Below are 22,282 nucleotides of genomic sequence, written 5' to 3'. Positions count from 1 at the left end.
TATGGCTGCCGTCTCCAGGTTGCCTCAGCTCCTGCCGCCGGGTTTGCCGGCAAGTGAAGAACCCTTCGCGGGGGGCTACGAGATTGTCTGGAGCGTCTATATTCGCTGCAAGAGCCTCCAAAAATTGCGCGAGGTTCATATCCCAGCGCTCGAAGCGCTGATCGGCCAGCCACATGGCGGCAACGGCTGGCTGTACGACAACGAACGCTACATCAAGAACCGGGACCGGAGGCTGAAGAGGATTATTGCCTTAAAGCGCGTCCCAGGCCCCTACACCGATCAGATCCTCGTCGATTTCATGAAGACGCTTTATTCGCTCTCTTCGTATTGGACAATTCAAGCCCGGCTGGACCCGTCGCACCCCCGCGGTGTGTACGTGTGCGCCAGCTTCAGATCCGAACCTCCGCCCTCAGAGACACCGGCGGTCGTCGACGCGCAGGTTGAATTGGAGGCCAATTTCACCGATGCGATGGGCGGTGAATCAGGACGCTATCTCGGCTCCGGTCAGCGCATCAGCTAGTGATTTCCAACTATTCCGCCGGCTCCGCGCCTGTCCTCGGCAACCCCGGCTTGCCCGCCTCTCCCGGATTCCTTCGCACATAAGCCGACTTCAGCGTCTCGGACGTATCGCGCGAACCGTCATGGCTCCAGCCTGGCGGCTGGATGAGATAGTTGACACGCTGACCAGGCGTCAGCCCCGGCGCCAGCGCATCCTTGAACATGCCGATCCATTCGTGGAACGCAACCTTCAGCGGATTGAAGGTGCCGATGTTCTTTACGATGCCGTAGCGCGGCCGGTCCTCCTCCAATTCCTCGACGAAGGTGCCGAACATGCGGTCCCAGACGATCAGCGTGCCGGCATAATTGGCGTCGAGATAGCGCGGATTGGTGGCGTGGTGGACACGGTGGTGCGAAGGCGTGTTGAAGATGAATTCGAACCAGCCCCACGTCTTGCCGATCGTCTCGGTGTAGATCCAGAACTGCCAGACCAGGTTGAAGCCGAAGACGAACGCGATCACCGCAGGATGGAAGCCGAGCAGCACCAGCGGCGCCTGCAGGATGAAGGTGAAGGTGAACAGCCCTGTCCAGCTTTGCCTCAGCGCCGTCGAGAGATTGTAGTGCTGGCTGGAATGATGGTTGACGTGCTCGGCCCACACCCATCGCACCCGGTGCGCGATGCGGTGATAGACATAGTAGCGCAGGTCGTCGAGCAGGAAGGCGGCGACGAACACCCAGATCGACAGGCCGAGGTTGAAGAAGCGGAATTGCCACAGCCACAGCAGCGCCCAATAGGACACGACGCCGAGCAGCAAGCCTGCGACGACATTGCCGGTCCCCATCATCAGGCTGGTCAGCGTGTCGCGCGTTTCGAACGATCCCCTGGCGCGGCCGGTGCGCACCAGCCAGAGCTCGATCAGGATCGCCGCGACGAAGAACGGGATCGCAAGCTGGGTGACCTGCGGGAAATTATACTCGTCCATCACGCCGCCTCCCGGATCCGATCATGGCTTTGCAATGCCGCCGCCACGGCCAGCGCGCCGGCTTCGTCGGCAAAAGCAAACCGCCCGCCTTTCCAGGTGAAATCATTGAGCCGCAGCGAGACCACATTGCCTTCCCTAGTCAGCGCCAGAATGTCGTGGGGCGTGACGATGCGCGTCAGAAAACAATCGCCTATGCTCCGGACGATGCCGCAGCGCTGCGGGCCAAGATCGAGAAACGCGGCATGGCTGTCGGCTGTCAGCCGTATTGAACCCGGTCTTTCGTCGGGAAAATCCTCGGCAAAGCGTGCGAGCGCATGATCGGCGCCGGCAAGCGTCGCGGTCGTCGTGCCGCCGGTGAAATGCACGGCCGCGACCGACAGCGCGATGCCGAACACGACAAGGACGACCAGGACTGGCAGGCTCATGGAAAGACGGCTCCTCCGGCGGCCCGCATTTCTTCGACGCGAGTCCAGATGGACGGAATCCCTAGCACGGTTGACGTTTACGTCAAAGGGGGCGTCCAGCCCCGCATCGCATGACGCAAGAGCAGCCAGTGCCGGGGCAAGGTTGAGAGCGTTGCCGTCGCACTGAGCGGCGACCTGCCCGTCTTCTCCATCCTGTCGAGATAGGCATCGGTCAGCGCTAGCGGCAGGAAGGCGGGCCGCAGCGCAACGGGAAGCGCTGGCGCACCTTTCTCGAAGGCGTTGAGATGCTCGCGCGCCAGCGCAATCATCGCCGCAACCGCGCGCTCGGCGGCTGCCCCGCCTTCGCCTTTGACGAACTCTTCCGGCGTCGTGCCGGCCGCCGAAAGGATGTCGGCGGGCACAAAACACTGTCCGCGCCGACGATGGAGCGGCAGAAGCAACAACAGGCCGGTGATCGCCTGCGCGCAGCCGGCCCTGCCCGTCAGTTCGGCAAAGCCGGGCGCCGCGGCGGGATCGAGCACCATGGCCGCAAGCTGGATCAGCGCCGCGGCCGTCTCGCCGCAATAGCCCTCGAGATCGGTCCGCGACGGCATCGGGTCGTCGTAGAGATCGAAGATGCGCGCCTCGAGCATGTTCTCGAAAGCAGCCTTCGGCAACCGGCAGGCGGCGATCGTCGCGCGCAGCGCATCGGCGGTCGGGTGGCCTGTCTCGGCATCCCCTTCGGCGGAAATGACGTCTCGCCACCATTGCAGCCTGACCTCGCCCGGCAGCGGCTCATGGATGCGATCGCGCACGCCGGCGATCTCGGCATTGAAGGCGTAGAGCGCGAGCAGCGCGTCGCGCTTGTCGGCCGGCGCGTAAAGCGCCGACAGATACCGGTCATGGTCGACGGCGCGCACCGCACCCATGACGATGTCGCCATTCTTGATGATCTTGGACCTGCCGGCCATTCAATCGACGGCGATCAGCGCCGCGGCCACGGCGCGGTCTTCGGCGAGCAGCACATTGTAGGTCCGCACCGCCGCTCCCGTCGACATCGGATCCGCCGAGATCCCGGCCTCCTTGAGCGCGGCTCGCAGCGCCGCCGGCAGCGGCCGCAGTTCCTTGCCCATCCCGACCAGCAGGATCTCGACTTTGCCGGCCTCGGCGAACAGCTTGTCGAAATCCGTGGCCTTCAGCGCCAGCGGATCGGCGGGCTCCCAGCCATGGATGCCCGACGGCAGGACGAGCAGCGATCCGCGATGCGACATATCGGCAAAGCGAAAGCCGCCATTGCCATAGGCCTCGATCGGCGCCTTGCCCGGGAAATGCGCCTCGCGGATGATGATGCCTTTGGCCATGGCTCTAGAACATGATGCCGAAACGGCGTCAGGTCGCCACCGCCTTGCCGTTCACCGGCTCCTCAGCCGAGGCCTGCGGCCTCAGCTTGAAGAGGATCAGCAGCGGCGCGGCGATGAAGATCGACGAATAGGTGCCGAACACCACGCCGAACAGCATCGCCAGCGTGAAGGAACGGATCACCTCCCCGCCGAACAGCACCAGTGCCAACAGCGCCAGCGAGGTGGTGACGGAGGTCAGCGTGGTTCTGGACAGCGTCTCGTTGATGGCATTGTTCAAGAGCTGCGGCAGCGGCATTTTCTTGTATTTTCGCAGATCCTCACGAACGCGGTCATAGACCACGATGGTGTCGTTCAGCGAATAGCCGATGATGGTCAGGATGGCCGCCAGCGACGACTGGTTGAACTCCAGCCCTGTCAAGACGAAGAAGCCGATCGTCATCACCACATCGTGCACCGTGGCCACGATGGCGCCGACGGCGAACTGCCATTCGAAGCGGAACCAGACATAGAGCAGGATGCCCGCCAGCGCGATCAGCATGGCGATCGTGCCCTGCTTGGCCAACTCGCCTGAGACCGTCGGCCCGACCACCTCGACGCGGCGGAAGTCATACTGGTCCTGCAGTTCGCCCCGCACCTTGTCGATCACAGTCTGCTCGGCATTCTCGCCGGCATCCTGCGTGCCGACACGGATCAGCACGTCGTTCGGCGCGCCGAACTGCTGCACCTGGATCTCGCCGATATTGAGCTCCGACAGCCTGTTGCGGATGTCGCCGAGATCGGCATCGCCCTTCTTGGACTGCACCTCGATTATCGAGCCGCCTTTGAAGTCGATGCCGTAGTTGATGCCAAGTGTCAGGAACCCGACGACAGACAGGATCGACAACGTGCTGGAGAGAGCGAAGGTCCAGCGGCGGATGCCCATGAACGGGATCTTCGTGCCCGGCGGAATGAAGGTGACCGGCGCGCGCGGCAGTTCCTTCGGCCGGGCGCGGCGCAGCCAGATCGACACCAGCATGCGGGTGAAGGTGAAGGCCGTGAAGACCGTGGTCAGAATGCCGATCGCGTAGGTGATCGCAAAGCCCTTGACTGGCCCTGTGCCCAGCCAGAACAGCACCACGGTGGCGATCAGCGAGGTGACGTTGGAATCGATGATAGTCGCCAGCGCCTTGGAGAAGCCGGTGTCGATCGCCTGGATCACCGAACGGCCGTTGCGCCGCTCTTCGCGGATGCGCTCATAGATCAGGACGTTGGAGTCCACCGCCATGCCGATGGTGAGCACGATACCGGCGATGCCGGGCAAGGTCAGCGTGGCGCCGAGCAGCGACAGCGCGCCGACGATCATTGCCACGTGCACGGCCAGAGCGATGTTGGCCAGGAAACCGAGGAACCCATAGGCGACGAACATGAAGGCGACGACGAGAATTGAGCCGATCACGCCAGCCACCTTGCCGGCGTGGATGGAGTCCTGACCAAGGCCCGGGCCGACCGTACGCTCTTCGATGATCGTCAATTTGGCCGGCAGGGCGCCTGCGCGCAGCAAGACGGCGAGGTCGTTGGCGCTCTCGGTCGTGAAATTGCCGGAGATCTGGCCGCTGCCGCCAAGGATCGGCTCGCGGATCACCGGTGCCGAAATCACCTGGTTGTCGAGCACGATGGCGAACGGCTTGCCGACATTCTGTTGGGTCGCCTGACCGAACCTGGTCGCCCCGCGGGAATTGAAGGTGAACGAAACCACCGGCTCATTGGTCTGTGAATTATACGTCGGCGTCGCATTCGACAGGTCTTCGCCCGAGACGATAACGCGGTTCTCGACGAGGTAAGGAACCGGAGGGTCGTCCTGCGAATAAAGGACCGAGTCGCCAGCCGGCGGGCGATTCTTCATCGCGTCCTGGACCGGCACTGACGTGTCGACCATCTGGAACGTCAGCTTGGCGGTCTGGCCGATAATGTCCTTGAGCCTTTGCGGGTTCTGGAGCCCGGGCACCTGGACCAGGATGCGGTCGTCGCCCTGCCGCTGCACGATCGGCTCGGTCGTGCCAAGCGCGTTGACGCGTCGCTCCACCACCTCGATCGCCTGCGAGAGAGCGGTCGTGGTGCGATATTTGATGCCCGCATCCGTGACGGTGAACTTCAACAGCCCAGGCTCGGAATCGTCCAGCGCCATCGACTGCACGGAACCGCCGGCAAAGAGGCCGGCTGTGACCGGGTTGGTTATCGGCTTCAGCGCTGTCTTGGCGGCTTCGACCTGGCTCGCATCGTTGATGCGCACCTGCACGGTTCGGCCTGTTCCGCCAAGGCCGGTATATTGGATCTTGGCGTCGCGCAGCAGCGTCCTGATCTCGTCACGCGTCGTCTGCAGCTGATCCTTGATCAGGTCGTTCTGATCCATCTGCAGCAGGATGTGCGAGCCGCCCTGAAGATCGAGGCCCAGCGTCATCTGCCGCTTCGGCACCCAGCTCGGCAATTGCGCCAGCATGCTTGCCGGGAAGAGATTGGGCGCGGCGAGGATCACTGTGACGGCCACCGCGAGCCAGATCAGGATCATCTTCAGGCGCGAGAAATAGAGCATTCGTTTTATCCGTTCAGGCGTACAAGCGGCAGCGTTCCGCCATCGAGGTTAGGATTACTTCTTGGCGTTCTGGTTCGCCACCGGCTCGCCCTTGACGCGCACGTCCGAAATCGTCGAGCGCAGCGCCGTCACCTTGGTTCCGCCGCCAAGGTCGATCTCCAGCTCGTTGTCGTCGATCACCTTGGTCACCTTGCCGACGAAGCCGCCGCCGGTCACCACCGTGTCGCCGCGGCGCACCGCCGACAGCATTTCCTGGCGCTTCTTCAACTGCGCACGCTGCGGCCGGATGATCAGAAAATACATGATCACGAAAATCAGGACAAACGGCAAAATCGAGATCAACATGTCTGGCGAGGCGCCGACGCCCTGGGCGTATGCCGGTGTAACGAACATCAAGAAACTCCTGGATGGTGAAATACCGCTGCGGCGGCCCCGCGAAAATTTGGCCGGAATATAGTCGGTAAACTTGCCAATGCAACTGCGCTGCGAGCCCGATCCGTTGCTTTTCCAGCCGTTTGCGGCGTGCTAGAGCGTCGCAGCGGAAGCGGCTTCGAGGCCACCGAAAAGATCATGCTCCAACAAAAGCTTGGACCTGGTTCTTGCAGCGATGTCATGGAAGCTGCTCCCACACGCTGAAATGCCTAAACAAAAAGACCTGATATGACCGACAGCCTGGACGCATTGAACAAGAAACTCGATCGCCTGATCGAGGCAGTCGCTCGCCTCGCTCCGCCGCCGGTTCCTCAGACCGATCTCGGTGTTGCCGACTGCTTCGTGTGGCAGGCAGACCCCGGCTTCCTGGAACCGGTGCGCAAGGTCAACCGCGTCGACATCGGCCTGATCCGCGGCGTCGACCGCGTGCGCGACATCCTGCTCGACAACACCGAGCGTTTCGCGTCCGGCTATGCGGCCAACAACGTGCTTTTGTGGGGCGCGCGCGGCATGGGCAAATCGTCCCTGGTCAAGGCCGTGCATGCCACGGTGAACGCATCCGACAAGCTCGAGCGGCCGCTGAAGTTGATCGAAATCCACCGCGAGGACATCGACACACTGCCCAAGCTGATGGGTCTCCTGAAGGCCGCCCCCTGGCGCTTCATCCTGTTTTGCGACGACCTTTCCTTCGATCACGACGACACGTCGTACAAGTCGCTGAAGGCGGCGCTCGAAGGCGGCGTCGAGGGCCGGCCCGGCAACGTCATCTTCTACGCCACGTCCAACCGGCGGCATCTGCTGCCGCGCGACATGATCGACAATGAGCGCTCCACCGCCATCAACCCTTCGGAAGCGGTCGAGGAAAAGGTCTCGCTTTCCGACCGTTTCGGCCTGTGGCTCGGTTTCCACAAATGCTCGCAGGACGAATATCTCGACATGATCGACGGCTATGTCCGCTACCACGATCTGGCGATCGACCCCGAGCAGCTGCGCGCGGAGGCACTGGAATGGGCAACCACGCGCGGCAGCCGTTCCGGCCGTGTCGCCTGGCAATTCACGCAGGACCTCGCCGGGAGGCTCGGCAAGCCGCTCAAGGATTGAAACGTTAATGTCACTTGGGCGAGATAGTCCGTCGCAAGTCGCGCGGCGTCTGGCCGATTTCGCGGCGCATCCAATGCGCCAGATGTGACTGATGCGCGAAGCCCGTCAATGCTGCCACCTCGCTCGTGCTCAGATCGCCTTGCTTGAGCAGAACGCGCGCCCTTTCCACGCGGCGTCGCAGCACGTAGCGATGCAGGGTGACGCCCGTCGCCACCTTGAACCATGTCCGCAAGTGCGAGCTGCTCGCGCCGGCAACCCGGCTCAGCCGGTCAATCGAAAGCGGCTCGTGGAGAGCGGTCTCGATGTGTTCCAGAACCCGCTTGAGCTGCGCATCCGACAACCGGTTCACTCGAACCCTGTCCGGCCCATCGAGACCGAGCAGCCTCACCGCAAGGGCGGCGCCGATGCTGTCGGCAAACAAAGGGCCGCTCGGCGCGCCGGCATTGAGGTCGCTCTGCAGCGCCTGGGCGAGATGTTCGATGCGCTGGTCACGAAGCAAATGGCGCGTGTCGAGCCGCGACGCTCGCGCCCTGCCGCCCAGTTCCGCGGCGACCCTTTCCATCAAGGCCGGCTGCAAGATGATCTCGATCGTATCGAACGGGGTTTCGGCGTCGAAGCCGCCCTCCTCCCCAGCCGGCACCAGGTCGATATCGCCGGCGCGCCTGACGAAATATCGCCCAACCTGGTTGCAGTAGGAGCGCGTTGCCGCGCTTGCATGCACCATGATGCGATGGTGTGGCGCCCGGGACAGGCGATGGACGCCTGCTTCAACACGGCGGGAGACCATTGCTACGTCGGACGAGGATCGGGCCGGCTCGAATTGCGAAGGCATGCTCTCTCGATTCATGGCGGAACCTGTCCAAGATTTGGCAATTCCCGCGCGATTTTCAACGCCGTGAACTCGTACTCACGCCTCTCCATCAAGCTTGGAAGAGAGGTTGCAATGAGTTTCTATGTTGTTGTCGGCGCGGGCCCCGTTGGGCGCGAGACGGCTCGTCGTCTTGGCGAAGAAGGACACGATGTCGTGCTCACAAGCCGAAGCGTCGGTTCGAACGCGTTGCCGAATGTGCGGACGATACGGGCTGACGCCACGGACGCCGCGGAGCTGTCACGCGTTTGCCGAGGCGCCGATGCCATTTTCATGTGCGCCATGGCCACATATCATCGGTGGCCCACCGACTTTTTCCCCATAATCGACGGCACCGTGCGCGCGGCGGAAGCCGTCGGCGCGAAGCTCGTCGTGCTTGGCAACCTCTATGGTTATGGGGGACATGCCGACCGCCCGCTTCGCTCTGACATGTCTTTAGACCCGACTTCGAAGAAGGGAACCGCCAGGACCATCATGTGGCAGCGGGCGGTCCGCGCCAGTGTGCCGGCGATCGAAGTGCGGTCCAGCGACTATCTCGGACATGGCGCGATCAGCTACTTCTCGCTGGTCGCGCTGCCTTCCATTATCGAAGGCAAGCCCACCGCCTTCATTGGGGACCTCGACGCAACTCATGCCTGGGCCTTCACCAAGGACGTCGCGAGCACGCTTGTCGCGGCCTCCCGCTACACGGGTGAATGGGGACGGGCGTTTCATGTTCCTTCGCAATACGCCTCGCCCCGCGAGCTTATCCGGAAAACCGCGGCTATGCTCGGACACGAGACCCCAGAGACACGCTCCTATTCCGTCCCCGAGATGGAAGCCCTTGGCATGCATGAGCTCGTCGAGATGCGGTACCTCTTCGAGAGCCCCTTGCTCGTTGATAGCTCCGACGCGGAGACACTTCTTGGCGTGAAGGCCAGCAGCCTTGAAGAGATGATCGCCGATACGCTCCGTGATTATCTCTGAACCTTGCGGGCAGGCATGTTGCACGAATCTGAAAAGCCCGCTCCTTGCGGAGCGGGCTGAAGACGGCGGGCCGGACTGGAGGTCAGGCGGCCCGCAAACGGTTCTTGTTCTATTCGAGGTAGCCGCTCGGATCGACCGGGGCCGAGTTCTTGCGCACTTCGAAGTGCAGCTTGGGCGAGTCGGTGGTGCCGCTCATGCCGGAGAGCGCGATTTCCTGACCGCGCTTGACCTTCTGGCCGCGCTGCACCTCGATCGAGCTTGCATGGCCATAAACGGTGACCAGGCCGTTCTCGTGCCGCACCAGCACGGTGTTGCCGAACTCCTTGAGGCCGTCGCCGGCATAGATGACGACGCCGTTCTCGGCCGCCTTGATCGGCGTTCCTTCCGGCACCGCTATGTCGACGCCGTCCTTGCCGGAGCCGAAGCCCGAGATGACCCGGCCGCGCACCGGCCAGCGCATCTTGCCGATCCCGGTCGCGTCGGGTGCCACCGCATCGTTGTCCTCGGCCTGCTGGATGACCTTGGCGTCCTTCTTCGGCGGCGTATAGGAGGCGAGCGTCTCGGTGGTCTTGGCCGCCGGCGGCGTCGTTGCCGTCGTCACCGGATCGACCGCCGGCTTGGTGGCCGCGGGCTTTGCCGCGGCAACGGCGACCGTGCCGCCGGCCGGAACCTTGAGCGTCTGGCCGATCTTGAGCAGGCCGTCCTGCATGCCGTTGGCCTGCTTCAGCGCCACGACGCCGACGCCGGTCTTCCTGGCGATCGACGACAGCGAGTCGCCCTGCTGTACCGTGTAGGAGCCGCCGGCGCCGGCCGGCTTGGCCTCGGCCCTCTGCGCCGCTGGCTTGGGGTTCTTCGAGCCGCTGGTCGCGGCCGACGTATCGACCTGAGCGGCCGACTTGCCGTCCTTGATTTTCGGCTGCTGCGGCAGCACCGCGACCTTCTCCGGCGCGCCGGCAGGCTGCTTCGGCGTGTTCACCGGCTTGCCCTCGGCTACCTTCGGCTCTTTGCTGGAATAGGCATAGGCGGGAATGACGATCTTCTGGCCGCTGCGGATGCCCTTCTTCGGATCGATCCCGTTGACCTTGGCGATGGCATCGGCAGGCACGTGATAGTGCTGCGCCAGGCCCGAAAGCGTCTCGCCGTCCCTGACCACGATTTCGGTCGCATGCGGGGCAGCACTGGCGTTGCGCACGGCGTCGGGCTCGGCCGTCTTGAACGGCTTGGCCGGCGCGACGGTGTTGGTGGTCGTCCTGTCGACATGTGGTGCGGGGGCAAGCGCGGGAGCCGGAGCAAGGGCGGGGGCTGACGCTGTGCGCATCGGCCTGGCCGGCGCGGCGGCAGGCTGCGAGGGCGGCGGCAGCTGCTGCGCCGTGACCGGCTCGAGGCTCGAGCGGCTCACCGACTGGGTGTGGGTGCCGTCGACCGGCGCCGGCGCGACCGTGTCGCCCGGATAGGGCTGGTCGACATTCTGCTTGTTTATGATGGCGCGCTGATTGTTGGTGGACGACGTGAACACGTCGTCGACACCGTTGAAGCGCATCGACTGGGAACTGCACCCGGCCGCCGCGCCGGCAATCATCAGGACAGCGCAACCGCGCGCCAGATTACGTCTGTTTGCCTTCAAGTGATTGAATTGCATCGCACTAACCCGCACAGACCCGGTACAAACTGGTCACGATTAAAGCGCGTTAATGTTACTGGGCGGTTAACCCATTAGAATCCGACAAAAATTTTCTTAAAACATTGGCGGAAATTTTGGCGGGGGCTGTGAGCCCTTAAATCACCATCGCGACGCTGCGCAGGATCGGCTGCAGCCTAACCATGCCGATGTCCTCGCGCTCGAAGCGGCTGCCGACCTTGGTGAGCTTGGCCAGCACCTGCTCGCCCTCTTCCGGACCGATCGGCGCGATGACGATGCCGCCGCTCGACAGCTGGTCGAGCAGGAAGCGCGGCAGGCTGTCGAAGGCGGCCCAGGCGACGATGCGGTCGAACGGCCCTTCATTGGGCAGGCCATTCGAGCCATCGGCCTGGCGGACGATGACATTGCTGATGGCCAGCGCCTCGAAGCGCTGCTTTGCCTGCTCGGTCAGGGTCTTGTAGCGGTCGACGGTGATGACGCGCGCCGCAAGCCTCGACATGACGGCGGCCGTGTAGCCCGAACCGGTTCCGATCTCGAGCACGCGGTTGCCCGGCTCGATGTGAAGCGCGGCGATCACCGCCGCCTGCAGATCGGCGCCCTCGATCGCCTCGCCGCATTCGATCGGCAGCATGCCGTCCGACCACGCGACCGCATGGAACTGCGCCGGCAGGAAACCACGCCGCGGCGTCGCCTCGAAGGCGGCGACCAGCGCCTTGGGCGCCGCGCCCCTGCCCCGCAGCCTGAGCAGGAAAGCGGCAAAACCTTCGCGGTCGTCGATGCCCGTATTCATGCCAAAACCGTGTTCATGCCAAAACCCTATTTTATGACAGCGCCTTGGTCAGTTGGTCGCGGAGCTCATGCGCGGTGAGGTCGAGCTGCAACGGCGTCACCGACACCAGCCGGTTGCGCAGCGCATGGAGATCCGTGCCCTTCTTGCCTTCGACCGGCTCGCGGCCGAAGCGCAGCCAGTAGTAAGGCAGGCCGCGCCCGTCGCGCCGCTCGTCGACCCAAAGGCTGTGCACCAGCTTGCCCTGCGCGGTGACGACGGTGCCCTCCACCTCGTTCGGCGCGCAGTTCGGGAAATTGACGTTGAGCAGCACGCCGTCCGGCAGCGGCGTCTCCACCAGCCGCTTGAGCAACGCCGGCGCCAGCGCCTCGGTCGTCTCGTAAGGCACGACGCGATCCTCGCCGACATAGGAATAGGCCTGGCTCACCGCGATCGAGCGGACGCCGAGCAGCGCGCCTTCCATGGCGCCCGCAACGGTGCCCGAATAGGTGACGTCGTCGGCGATGTTGGCGCCGGAATTGACGCCGGACAGGATCAGGTCCGGCGGTCCGGGCAGGATTTTTTTCGTGCCCATGATGACGCAGTCGGTCGGCGTGCCGCGCACGGCATAGTGCTTCTCGCCGATCTTGCGCAGCCTGAGCGGCTCCGAGATCGACAGCGAATGCGCGTAACCGGACTGGTCCTGCTCCGGCGCAACCACCCAGACGTCGTCCGACAGCGTGCGAGCGATGCGTTCGAGCGACGCCAGCCCCTCGGCATGGATGCCGTCGTCATTGGTCAGCAGGATGCGCATCAAGTCACTTCGCTTCGATCTTGGCGAGACCACCCATGTAAGGCCGCAGCACTTCAGGAATGGTTACGCTGCCATCCTCATTCTGGTAGTTTTCGATGACGGCGATAAGAGCCCGGCCGACCGCGGTGCCCGAACCGTTGAGCGTGTGGACGAAGCGATTGCCCTTGCCGTCCTTGTCCTTGTAGCGGGCATCCATGCGCCTGGCCTGGAAATCGCCGCAGACCGAGCAGGACGAGATTTCGCGATAGGCGTTCTGCCCCGGCAGCCAGACCTCGATGTCGTAGGTCTTGCGCGCGCCGAAACCCATGTCGCCGGTGCAGAGCGTGACGGTGCGGAACGGCAGGCCGAGCCGCTTCAGCACTTCCTCGGCGCATTGCGTCATGCGCTCGTGCTCGGCAATCGAGCTTTCCTGGTCGGTGATCGAGACCAGTTCGACCTTATAGAACTGGTGCTGTCGCAGCATGCCGCGCGTGTCGCGGCCGGCCGAGCCCGCTTCCGAGCGGAAGCACGGCGTCAGCGCCGTATAGCGCAGCGGCAGCTTCTCATGCGCGGTGATCTCTTCGCGCACGAGATTGGTGAGCGGCACTTCCGCCGTTGGAATGAGACCAAGCCGACTGTCGCCATGCGGCGTGAAGAACAGGTCGAGCTCGAATTTCGGCAGCTGATTGGTGCCGAACAATACCTCGTCGCGCACCATCAGCGGCGGGATGATCTCTTCATAACCGTGCTCTGTCGTGTGCAGGTCGATCATGAACTGGCCGAGCGCCCGCTCCATGCGCGCCAATTGGCTCTTCAGCACCGTGAACCGCGAGCCGGACAATTTCGCCGCCCGCTCAAAATCCATCATGCCCAGCGCTTCGCCTATCTCGAAATGCTCCTTCACCCAATTCGGACGCGTCGGCACCTCGCCGACGATGCGCTTGACGACATTATCGTGCTCGTCCTTGCCGACCGGCACGTCATCAAGCGGCACGTTGGGCAGAACCGCCAGCGCGTCGTCCAGCGCCTTGTCGAGTTCGCGCTCGCGCGCCTCGCCATTCTGGATGAACGCCTTGATCTCGCTGACCTCGCCCTTGAGCTTCTCGGCGAGCGCTGAATCGCCTGAACGCATGGCGTTGCCGATCTCCTTCGAGGCGGCGTTGCGGCGTTCCTGCTTGACCTGCAATTCGCTGAGATGCGAACGCCGCGCTTCGTCCTTGGCGACCAGGTCGTCGACCGTGGACTGCGCTTCATCCGCCGGCCACGAGCGCTTCACCAGCGCTTCGACAAGGGCCTTGGGGTTGTCGCGAATCCATTTGATATCAAGCATGGTCGATCCTCAAAGCAATGCATGTCGCCCAGAAGTATGTCGCGGTTCTGGGACAACGACATGCATCAAAACTAAGACTTAAAGCGATGCGCTTTAAGGATCGAGGGCGTAAACCGCATCCGTCATCGATGCAAGACGGCGGTCAGGACGACAGCCGCGATTTTCCCGGCTTGACGCCTTTCGCCTAGGCCGACGGCGCGTCCGGCGTGTTGCTGGCGGCAGAGCTCCCCGCCTCCGCCTGCTCGCGCGCCAGGCGGTCGCGCGCCTGGCTGCGCTCGATCATGCGCGAGGACCAGATGGCGACCTCATAGAGAATGATGGTCGGGATGGCGAGGCCGCACTGGCTCATCGGATCGGGCGGCGTCAGCACGGCGGCGACGACGAAGGAAAGGACGATCGCCCATTTGCGCTTCTCGGCCAGCGCCTGCGACGACAATATGCCGACGCGCGTCAAAAGGCTGGTCACCACCGGCAGCTGGAACACCAGGCCGAAGGAAAAGATCAGCGTCATGATCAGGCTGAGATATTCCGACACCTTCGGCAGCAGCGAGATCTGCACCTGGTCGTTGGTGCCGGTCTGCTGCATGGCCAGGAAGAACCACATGACCATCGGGGTGAAGAAGAAATAGACAAGCGAGGCGCCCATCAGGAACAGGATCGGCGAGGCGATCAGGAACGGCAGGAAGGCGCTGCGCTCGTTCTTGTAGAGGCCGGGCGCGATGAACTTGTAGATCTGCGTTGCGATCAGCGGGAAGGCGATCACCATGCCGCCGAACATGGCGAGCTTCACCTGGGTGAAGAAGAACTCCTGCGGCGCGGTATAGATCAGCTCGACCTTATGCGGGTCGAGCCCTGCCCACTGCGTCGCCCATTTGAAGGGGACGACCAGAAGGTTGAACAGGCGCTTGGCGAAGAAGAAGCAGACGAGAAAGGCGACGAAGAAGCCGCCCAGCGACCAGATCAGGCGGCGGCGCAACTCGATAAGATGCTCGATCAGCGGCGCTGACGATTTCTCGATTTCTTCCCGCTCCTTGTCCGAAACGCTCACTTGGTGCCGCCCGTCATCTTCTTGCCGTCGGTTGCCCTCTTCGCGGCCGGCTTCTTCGCCGCGGCAGGCTTTGCCCCAGCCTTCGGCGCTGCCTTCGTTGCAGGCGCTGCGGCTTTGGCCGGCGCTTTTGCTGCCGGTGCCCTAGTTGCCGCGACCGGTTTGGCCGCCGTGCTGGCGGTCCTTGCCTTGGCGGTCACCGCCTTTTTCGCCGGCCTGGCCGGCACGGCGGTGTCAGAAACCGGTGCGGTGACGGAGGCGTCGGTCATGGCCGGGAAAGCTGGAGCGGCAGAGCTAGCCTCGGGGCCACCGACGCCAGGCAGGTCCGTCGCACCGTTCTTGAGCGGCTCGGCGGCCTGCGGCGTTTCCGCTGCCGGCGCCGCCGGATCGGCGGCCGGCTTGGGCTTCATCATCGTATCGACGCCGGCGCGCACATCGGCCGCGGCCTGCTCGAACGGGTTGAGCTGCTTGCGCACCTCGTTCATCGGATTGAGGCCGCGAAGACTATCGATCGAGCTCTTCACATCGTCGAGCTCGGCTTCCTTCAGCGCTTCGTTGAACTGCTTCTGGAAGTCGCCGGCCATGGCGCGCAATTTCGCCGCGGTGCGGCCGAAGGTGCGCAGCATGTTGGGCAAATCCTTCGGCCCGACGACCACGATCATGACGACCGCGATCACCAGCAGCTCGCTCCAACCGACTTCGAACATGACAATCTATTCCGACGGGTGCCTGCTGCCCAAAAATGCGAAGCGGTTTTGGGACAACGGCATGCTCAAAGCAACAACCAAGCTCAGCTCTTGCTGACCTTTTCCTTGGCCGGCGAAACAGTCTCGTCAGCGCGATGCTCGACGGTACGCTTGTCGTCGGCCTCGTCGTCGGCCATGCCCTTCTTGAAGCTCTTGATGCCTTTGGCCATGTCGCCCATCAGTTCCGGGATCTTGCCGCGGCCGAACACCAGAAGCACGATGACCAGCACGATCATCCAGTGCCAAATCGAAAATGAACCCATAACAATCTCTCTCGAATGGTTTCCCTCGGCGATGATCTATGCGTTTTCGCTCAAGGATTCAAACACAACCGCTACGAAGTTGATAAAATGGCTAGCGGATGTCACGCACTTTCGGCGTGAGCGGCTTGCTACGAATCCGCGCAGCCTCTGCTAATAGACCATTCGCGGCGATTTGATGATCACTCGTCGGTGACGCGCGGCGTCAGCAGCCCGAGCTCCTCGAGGTCGATATCCGTCAGCGCGTCCTCGTCTTCGGCGAGCGCGTCCGGGTCGGCCGGCGGCACCGGCATCGAGAAATTCGCCGGCATGCGCGTCGAGAGCAGGCCAGCGCCCTTCAGCTCTTCCATGCCGGGCAGATCGCGGATCTCCTCCAGCGCGAAATGATCGAGGAAAGCGTCGGTGGTGCCGTAGGTCACCGGCCGTCCGGGTGTGCGGCGGCGGCCGCGCATCCTGACCCACTCCGTTTCCAGCAGCGTGTCGAGCGTGCCCTTCGACGTTTCGACCCCCCTGATGTCCTCGATCTCGGCGCGCGTCACCGGTTGGTGATAGGCGATGATCGCCAGCACTTCGAGCGCCGCGCGAGAGAGCTTCCTTTGCTGCACGGAGTCCCGGCTCATCAGGAAAGCCAAGTCGCCGGCGGTGCGGAAGGCCCAGGCATCGCCCACCCGTACCAGGTTGACGCCGCGCTTGGCATAGATTTCCTGCAGATCCGCCATTGCGGCGGCAATGTTGACGCCTTCCGGCAGGCGCGCGGCAAGCTGCTTTTCGCTGACCGGCTCGGCACTGGCGAATATGATCGCCTCGGCCATGCGCACGGCTTCCGACAATTGCAGCCGCTCGGCCGGGTTTTCGATGGAACCCTGCTCGGCCATCTCGTCTTCCGGTTCGTCCTCGACCTTGAACGGGATGACCGACGCGTTGGCGCGTTCGCTCATGATACCACCTCGACTGCCCTTACCCCTTGCGCGCGGCCGCGCAGATAGATCGGCGCGAACACCTGATCCTGCCGAACTTCCAATTTGCCCTCGCGCACCATCTCGAGCGTCGCCGCGAAGGAACTGGCCATCGCCGTGCGCTTCTCTTCCGGCGCCGCCAGATATTCGATCAGGAAGCTGTCGAGCGTCGTCCAGTCGCCGACCGAGCCGATCAGCCGCGCCAGCACCTCGCGCGCATCCTTGAGCGACCACACGGCGCGCCGGGCGATCGTCACATTGTTGATCGCCTGCCGCTGGCGCTGCTGCGCATAGGCGGTGAGCAGATCGTAGAGCGAAGCCGAAAAGCTGTTGCGCTTCTCGACAATGACCATTTCCGGCATGCCGCGCGCAAAGACGTCGCGGCCAAGGCGGTTGCGGTTCACCAGCCGCGCCGAGGCGTCGCGCATGGCTTCAAGGCGCTTCAGCCGGAATTGCAGCACCGCCGCCAGTTCCTCGCCGCTTTCGCCCTCCTCGCCCGGCTGTTTCGGGATCAAGAGCTTCGACTTCAGGAAGGCCAGCCACGCCGCCATCACCAGATAGTCGGCGGCAAGCTCGAGCCTCAGGGCCCGCACCTTTTCGACGAAGGCCAGATATTGCTCCGCGAGCGCCAGGATAGAAATGCGCGCCAGATCGACCTTTTGGTTGCGGGCAAGATGCAAAAGAAGATCGAGCGGGCCTTCGAACCCCGCCACGTCGACGACCAGCGACGGGTCGCCGGTCAGGCGTGAATCGTCGTTCTCGGCCCACAGGCGGTCCATCGGTGCGGCCTTCGCGGCCTTGCCTTCCAATGTCTCCGCCACTTGCCCTTCGTCCCTTCGGTTCAGGCCACCGCTTCGAAATAGGTGGCGAATTCTGCGCGTATGGCCGTTTCATCGGCGACGTCGCGATCCTTTATATAGGTCAGCGCCCGCTCGGCGCGCTGCAAAGACTTGCCTGACAGCGCCGTCGTGCGCGACGCGATCCCCGACATCTCCTCGAAAACGCCGTTGCAGTGAAGGACGAGATCGCAGCCGGCCGCAAGGATCGAGGCCGCCTTTGTCGGGAAATCCCCAGAAAGTGCCTTCATCGACGTGTCGTCGCTCATCAGCAGCCCGTCGAAGCCAATCTCGCCGCGGATCACCTGATCGACGACCTTGGCGGACGTCGTCGCCGGATTGTCGGGGTCGACCGCGCTGTAGACGACATGCGCCGTCATCGCCATCGGCAGCTCGTTCAACGCCTTGAACGGGGCAAAATCATGCCGTCTGAGTTCATCGAGCGGCGTATCGACGGTCGGCAGCGCGAAATGCGTGTCGGCAAAGGCGCGGCCATGGCCGGGAATATGCTTCATCACCGGCAGCACGCCGCCCGACATCAGCCCCTCGGCCGAGGCCCGGCCAAGCTCGATCGCGGCGTTGGGCTCCTTGCCATAGGCGCGCGCGCCGATGACGTCGCTGGCGCCTTCGACGGGCACATCGAGCACCGGCAGGCAGTCGGCGGTGATGCCGAAGCGGGAGAGATCGAAGGCATGCAGCCGCGCCATCAGCCAGGCGGCGCGGCGGCCGGCCTCGCGGTCGTCGCGCCACAATGCGCCAAGCGCGCCGCCGGCCGGGTAGTTCGGCGCCAACGGCGGACGCAGGCGCTGCACCCTGCCGCCTTCCTGGTCGATGAAGACCGGAGCCTCCGGGCGACCGACGCAGTCGCGCATCGAGGCGACGAGGTCGCGGATCTGCCCGGCTTCGCCGATGTTGCGCGCAAACAGGATGAAGCCCCAGGGACGTTCGTCCCGATAGAAATGGATTTCGTCCTCTGTGAGGGATTTCCCGGCGCAGCCGAGGATCATGGATTTTGATTCGCTCATGCCCGGAAGCTTAAGGCTTTGAGCGAGCAAAGGGAATCACCCCTGCCCTCGGACCAGCCAAAGCCCGCAACCGTCCACAACGAAAAGCCGGCGCGGCCTTTCGGCGGCGCCGGCTTTGATAGGCTTGATTTAATCAGCGCGATACGAAGCAGTTGCCGCCGGCCGCCTTGTAGCTGGTGCAAAGGCTGATCGCATCGTTGCGCGACTGGGCCGCAACGCGGACGCGGTAGAAGGTACCCTTGCCCGCGACCTCGGCCTTGACGATGTTGGCCGTGCGGCCGGACAGCACGCCGCCATAGCGGCGCTGCAGGTCCTGATAGGTCGACTGCGCGCTTTCGACCGTCGGCTGCGATGCGATCTGCATCGACCACGAGCCGCCGCCGGCGGCCGCCGCCGGATCGATCGAAGCGACCTGGTCCGGCTTGACCTCGCCGACGATATCGACCGGCTGGTCGGACGGACGCGCCGGCGCCACCGGCGCCACTGCCGGCGTGTTGGCCGACTGCGCCTTGGCTTCAGTCTTCTTCGCGGGTTTCACCGGCTTGACGGCCGGCGCATCGGCCTGGTCCGTAACGGCCTGGCCCGCGTCGGAAGCCACCGTTCCCGTCTGCTGGCCGTCGGAGGCCGGCGCGACATGTTGCGGCGCCGGATCGCTCGGTTCGGCCGCGGCGACCTTCGGCGCAGCGGCTGGAGCCGGGTCCTCGCGCGGCACCAGCGAGCCGTCGGGTTTCACCATCATCGTCTTCACCTTGCGCGGCGCGACGGCGACGACATCGTTGTTGGCGGTGTTCTCGGCATCCTGCTGCAGCACCTGGGCGATGCGGTCTTCCGACTTCGGCGCCGGTGCCGCCGGCTGCGCGCTTGCCGGCGCGGTAGGCTGCGCACTTGCCGGCGCGGCAGGTTGCGCGCTTGCGGGCACAGCCGCTTGCTCGACGCCGGGCAATGCTGTGCCCGGATCGCTGGCGGCGTCGATGCCGGCCGCGGCGCCATTGTCGTTGGGCGAAAGGTCAACCACACGGCTCTGCGGCGGTTCCTTCGATGCCAGATCCACGGGCTGCTCGGTGGTGTTCACCAGCTTCTGCTGCACCGGCTCGGCCGGCTTGGCCGCGCCGCCGCCCTTGGCGACCGCGTCGTAAACCTTGTTGTCCTGGTTCGGCACCACCGTGCCGCCCGGATTTTCGGGCTTCACCTTGATCGGCGAATTGTCGGCCTTGACGATCACCGGGGCCGCGCTGCCGCCTTTGCCGCCGAAGGAGAAGGCCAGCGCGCCAAGGCCGCCGAAAACCACCACTGCGCCGACGAGCGCCGCGATCATCACGCCGCGCCTGCGCGGCTGCGCCGCTTCGCGCTCGGCAAGCCCGGGGATCGCCATCGCTTCTTCGAGCTCGGGATCATAGTCGAGCTCATCGGCGGCGAATTCGTCCGCCTGCGAAACCGGCCGGCTGCCGGGCAAATCATCGGCATCGTAATCATTCGCGGCGGCAAGCGCAGCCGGGGTCACCGGAGCCGCCGGAGCCTCGGCACGCAAGTCGCGACGATCATAGCCACTGAAGCCGGCATTATAGGATTCGTCGTCATAGCCGCGGCTCTGTGTCGGCGCCGACGCGATCTCCGTCGCGTTCATGTCGGTGAGCAGGCTGGCGAATTCCGCATCGAGATCGTCATATGCGGGTGCGGCCGGCTGGTCCTCTTCGAAGCTGAGCTCCGGAATGTCGAGGTCGTCCGCGAGCGCGACCACGCGCTCCGGCACGTCGACCGTCTCGACGTCGGGCATGTCATCATGCTCACGGGCTTGCGGCACAGGCGCCTGCACCGGCTTGGCGTAGGCGGAAGAATCCGTAGCCGGTTCGCTGCGGTAGGCCGGCGCCGCCACCTGCATTGGCGCTGAAGGCGCGGCCATCTGCATCGGCGCCGAGGCTGCCGGCTGCGCAAACGAAGCCTGCACCGGCGGAGCGGCGGTCGGGGTCGAGCGACTCCACGACCTTGCCGGCTCGGCGTTCGTCGAATGCAGCCAATCGGACGAATTTGCCTTCGCCCGGGCGGCCTCCTGCTCGGCCTCGATACTCCGGGCGAAAGCGGCGCCGAATTCGTCGTCATCATCAAAATCGACCGCGGGCTCTGCCTTGGCCGAGGTTGCGAAATCCTGGTGATCGAGCTCGCTGGCGAGCAGGTCGTCCAAGTCGCTTTCAACCGGCTGACCGCCCTGGCCGCTCTGCGACGGCTGCTGCTCGTCAAGATTCCAGTCGAGATCGTCGGTCTCGGTCTTCTCGCTTTCGTAGCTCGCAGGTTGCGCAACCAGCCGGGGCGCGGGAGCAGGCTCCCTGACAGCCGGCATCGGCCGCGCAGTCATGGCGCCAAGCAGCGCATTGAGCTCGTCTTCCAGGCTGCGCTCGCTGGCGGCCGGTTTCACGGGCTCAACGGCGGCGCTCGGCGGAACCGGAGCGGCGACGACGGAAGCCGCCTCGGCGACGGTCGGCTGCAGCGCGGCAACAGGCTCGACGGCCGGAGCTTGCGGCTCCTCGTTCAACGCATCGCGAAAACTCAGCTCAAAATCGTCATCGAGGGTCAGCGCGGCGGCAGGTTCGGGCGCGGCGAGTTCCGGCTCGGCGGCGGCCGTCTCGGCCGGCGCCTCGACAGCCGGCGCAGACTCGTCGTCAAGCGACAGCTCAGGCTCTTGAAGATCCTGACCCTGGCCGAGATCCATATCCTGGCCGAGATTGATATCGACATCGGTCATCGCCTGATCGAAATGACCGGCAAAATCGTCCTGGGAAATCAGCGGGGCGGCTGCGTGAGCTTCGACCGGCTCGGCGGCCTGCGCATGCTGCTCCGGCTCGTGGCTCTCAAACGACAGCTCGTCTTCGAGCGACATCTGGACCGCGTTGTCGAAATCGGCGTCGAACGCCGCCTCGCTTGCGGCCTGCATGGCCTCGACTGCGTCCTGACGCGCGTCAGCGGGCTCTTGATCGTCGAGGTTGGCGAGCTCTTGATCGTCGAGGTTGGCAGGCTCGTAATGGTCGAGCTGGAAATCCTGGTCCAGCGAAGCCGCCATTTCCCGGTCGATCGCAAGATCATCTTCGACCGGCGAGACATCGAGCGAACTGGCGACCGCCTTGTCGAAATCGTCGTCGAAAGCGACTTCCGGCTCGGAAGCTTCTTCTGGCACCGGCGCGAAATGCGCCTCTGGCGCGACTTCCGGTTCGGGCGCCGCCTGCGGCTGCGGCGCAAAATCCGGCTCCGGCGCACGGGCCACGGCGAAGTCGGCATAATCCGCCGCGTCGTCGAATACGAAATCCTGCTCGAAGGAAGCGGTAAGCTCGTCGTCATTCGCGGCGGCGCTGGCAGCCTCGAAGGCCGGCTCTTTGCTGATCTGATGCAGTGCAGCCTGCTGAGCGACCGGCGCGCTTTCCTCGACGGTGTCGAACTCGCCCATCAACTCCTTCTCGAGGTCGATGTCGAAATCGTCAGCCTCCACGGCCTGATTGGCCTTTTCGGCCGCGGGGGCCGGCTGCCGCACCGGCTGGCGCGGATCGAAACCCATGATCCGGGTCAGTTCAGCGAACGGATCATCGTCGGCGATGTCGTTGTGGTCGGCTACTTTCAGCGGGGTTCTGTCTGCCATTATTGTTCCCGAACTCGCACACAGTCGGACGCCATGGACGTCGCGCAGGGTTGGCCCTTACCAGCGCAATGTGGGCAAAAGG

The 22,282-nt window shown here is 64.2% G+C and carries 21 protein-coding genes; 3 read left to right on the top strand and 18 right to left on the bottom strand.

Translation table 11 applies throughout. The annotated features are described in order from the left end of the window. Window position 1 precedes the first annotated feature (1 nt). On the top strand, window positions 2-520 hold the full coding sequence (locus LB520_RS02000) for a hypothetical protein (RefSeq protein ID WP_140840448.1): 519 nt from the start codon (window positions 2-4) through the stop codon (window positions 518-520). Between the two features lie 10 nt (window positions 521-530). On the opposite strand, the gene LB520_RS01995 is transcribed toward LB520_RS02000, so the two are convergent. From LB520_RS01995 to yajC, 6 genes are all read right to left on the bottom strand, one after another. Next, on the bottom strand, window positions 531-1,481 hold the full coding sequence (locus LB520_RS01995; RefSeq protein ID WP_224636243.1) for a sterol desaturase family protein: 951 nt from the start codon (window positions 1,479-1,481) through the stop codon (window positions 531-533). Further along, the gene (locus tag LB520_RS01990; protein ID WP_095765027.1) at window positions 1,481-1,906 is read right to left on the bottom strand and encodes a hypothetical protein; all 426 of its coding nucleotides are present in this window, start codon (window positions 1,904-1,906) and stop codon (window positions 1,481-1,483) included. The genes LB520_RS01995 and LB520_RS01990 overlap by 1 nt, the downstream gene beginning before the upstream one ends. Before the next feature lie 77 nt (window positions 1,907-1,983). Continuing rightward, window positions 1,984-2,856, bottom strand: a complete 873-nt coding sequence (locus LB520_RS01985; RefSeq protein WP_411969849.1) for a phytoene/squalene synthase family protein — start codon at window positions 2,854-2,856, stop codon at window positions 1,984-1,986. Continuing rightward, window positions 2,857-3,246 carry an Mth938-like domain-containing protein gene (locus LB520_RS01980; protein ID WP_224636242.1) on the bottom strand — a complete coding sequence of 130 codons (390 nt, stop codon included), beginning with the start codon at window positions 3,244-3,246 and terminating at the stop codon, window positions 2,857-2,859. It abuts the gene before it with no gap. Between the two features lie 28 nt (window positions 3,247-3,274). Further along, window positions 3,275-5,815: a protein translocase subunit SecDF gene (gene secDF, locus LB520_RS01975; protein WP_224543651.1), complete on the bottom strand. Its 2,541-nt coding sequence runs from the start codon at window positions 5,813-5,815 to the stop codon at window positions 3,275-3,277. Between the two features lie 54 nt (window positions 5,816-5,869). Beyond that, complete coding sequence (gene yajC, locus LB520_RS01970) at window positions 5,870-6,208, bottom strand: preprotein translocase subunit YajC (protein WP_095765024.1); 339 nt, start codon at window positions 6,206-6,208, stop codon at window positions 5,870-5,872. Window positions 6,209-6,475: 267 nt separating this feature from the next. On the opposite strand from yajC, the gene LB520_RS01965 reads away from it, so the two are divergent. Beyond that, a complete protein-coding gene (locus LB520_RS01965) occupies window positions 6,476-7,348 on the top strand; it encodes an ATP-binding protein (RefSeq protein WP_140840456.1) in 873 nt (290 codons plus the stop codon). A gap of 10 nt (window positions 7,349-7,358) precedes the next feature. On the opposite strand, the gene LB520_RS01960 is transcribed toward LB520_RS01965, so the two are convergent. Then, a complete protein-coding gene (locus tag LB520_RS01960) occupies window positions 7,359-8,180 on the bottom strand; it encodes a helix-turn-helix domain-containing protein (RefSeq protein WP_411969848.1) in 822 nt (273 codons plus the stop codon). A gap of 111 nt (window positions 8,181-8,291) precedes the next feature. On the opposite strand from LB520_RS01960, the gene LB520_RS01955 reads away from it, so the two are divergent. After that, on the top strand, window positions 8,292-9,182 hold the full coding sequence (locus tag LB520_RS01955) for an NAD-dependent epimerase/dehydratase family protein (protein ID WP_224636240.1): 891 nt from the start codon (window positions 8,292-8,294) through the stop codon (window positions 9,180-9,182). A gap of 109 nt (window positions 9,183-9,291) precedes the next feature. Here LB520_RS01955 and LB520_RS01950 read toward each other — a convergent pair whose 3' ends face one another. The 11 genes from LB520_RS01950 to LB520_RS01900 form a co-directional block, all read right to left on the bottom strand. Beyond that, window positions 9,292-10,821 carry a peptidoglycan DD-metalloendopeptidase family protein gene (locus tag LB520_RS01950; protein WP_224636239.1) on the bottom strand — a complete coding sequence of 510 codons (1,530 nt, stop codon included), beginning with the start codon at window positions 10,819-10,821 and terminating at the stop codon, window positions 9,292-9,294. 136 nt (window positions 10,822-10,957) lie between these two features. Next, window positions 10,958-11,611, bottom strand: a complete 654-nt coding sequence (locus LB520_RS01945; protein WP_224636238.1) for a protein-L-isoaspartate(D-aspartate) O-methyltransferase — start codon at window positions 11,609-11,611, stop codon at window positions 10,958-10,960. A 31-nt stretch (window positions 11,612-11,642) separates the two neighbouring features. Continuing rightward, on the bottom strand, window positions 11,643-12,401 hold the full coding sequence (surE, locus tag LB520_RS01940) for a 5'/3'-nucleotidase SurE (RefSeq protein ID WP_224636237.1): 759 nt from the start codon (window positions 12,399-12,401) through the stop codon (window positions 11,643-11,645). A 4-nt stretch (window positions 12,402-12,405) separates the two neighbouring features. Beyond that, entirely contained in the window at window positions 12,406-13,710 is a 1,305-nt protein-coding gene (gene serS / locus LB520_RS01935) for a serine--tRNA ligase (RefSeq protein ID WP_224636236.1), read from the bottom strand. Window positions 13,711-13,894: 184 nt separating this feature from the next. Then, window positions 13,895-14,758: a twin-arginine translocase subunit TatC gene (gene tatC, locus LB520_RS01930; protein WP_224525243.1), complete on the bottom strand. Its 864-nt coding sequence runs from the start codon at window positions 14,756-14,758 to the stop codon at window positions 13,895-13,897. After that, a complete protein-coding gene (gene tatB / locus LB520_RS01925; RefSeq protein WP_224636235.1) occupies window positions 14,755-15,462 on the bottom strand; it encodes a Sec-independent protein translocase protein TatB in 708 nt (235 codons plus the stop codon). Before tatB ends, tatC begins: the two co-directional genes overlap by 4 nt. Before the next feature lie 83 nt (window positions 15,463-15,545). Then, on the bottom strand, window positions 15,546-15,764 hold the full coding sequence (locus LB520_RS01920) for a twin-arginine translocase TatA/TatE family subunit (protein WP_224636234.1): 219 nt from the start codon (window positions 15,762-15,764) through the stop codon (window positions 15,546-15,548). Window positions 15,765-15,943: 179 nt separating this feature from the next. Beyond that, window positions 15,944-16,699: an SMC-Scp complex subunit ScpB gene (scpB, locus tag LB520_RS01915; RefSeq protein WP_095765016.1), complete on the bottom strand. Its 756-nt coding sequence runs from the start codon at window positions 16,697-16,699 to the stop codon at window positions 15,944-15,946. Next, the gene (locus tag LB520_RS01910; RefSeq protein ID WP_095765568.1) at window positions 16,696-17,496 is read right to left on the bottom strand and encodes a segregation and condensation protein A; all 801 of its coding nucleotides are present in this window, start codon (window positions 17,494-17,496) and stop codon (window positions 16,696-16,698) included. Before LB520_RS01910 ends, scpB begins: the two co-directional genes overlap by 4 nt. Window positions 17,497-17,558: 62 nt before the next feature. Then, window positions 17,559-18,578, bottom strand: coding sequence for a beta-N-acetylhexosaminidase (gene nagZ / locus LB520_RS01905; RefSeq protein ID WP_224636233.1), 1,020 nt, complete (start codon window positions 18,576-18,578; stop codon window positions 17,559-17,561). 133 nt (window positions 18,579-18,711) lie between these two features. Beyond that, a complete protein-coding gene (locus LB520_RS01900; protein WP_224636232.1) occupies window positions 18,712-22,200 on the bottom strand; it encodes an SPOR domain-containing protein in 3,489 nt (1,162 codons plus the stop codon). Between the last annotated feature and the right edge of the window lie 82 nt (window positions 22,201-22,282).

Origin of the sequence: Mesorhizobium sp. CA12 (assembly GCF_020165255.1) — a bacterium.
Classification (GTDB): domain Bacteria; phylum Pseudomonadota; class Alphaproteobacteria; order Rhizobiales; family Rhizobiaceae; genus Mesorhizobium.
Note: the sequence above shows the minus strand (reverse complement) of the source record. Positions and strands in the feature narration are given on the sequence as shown.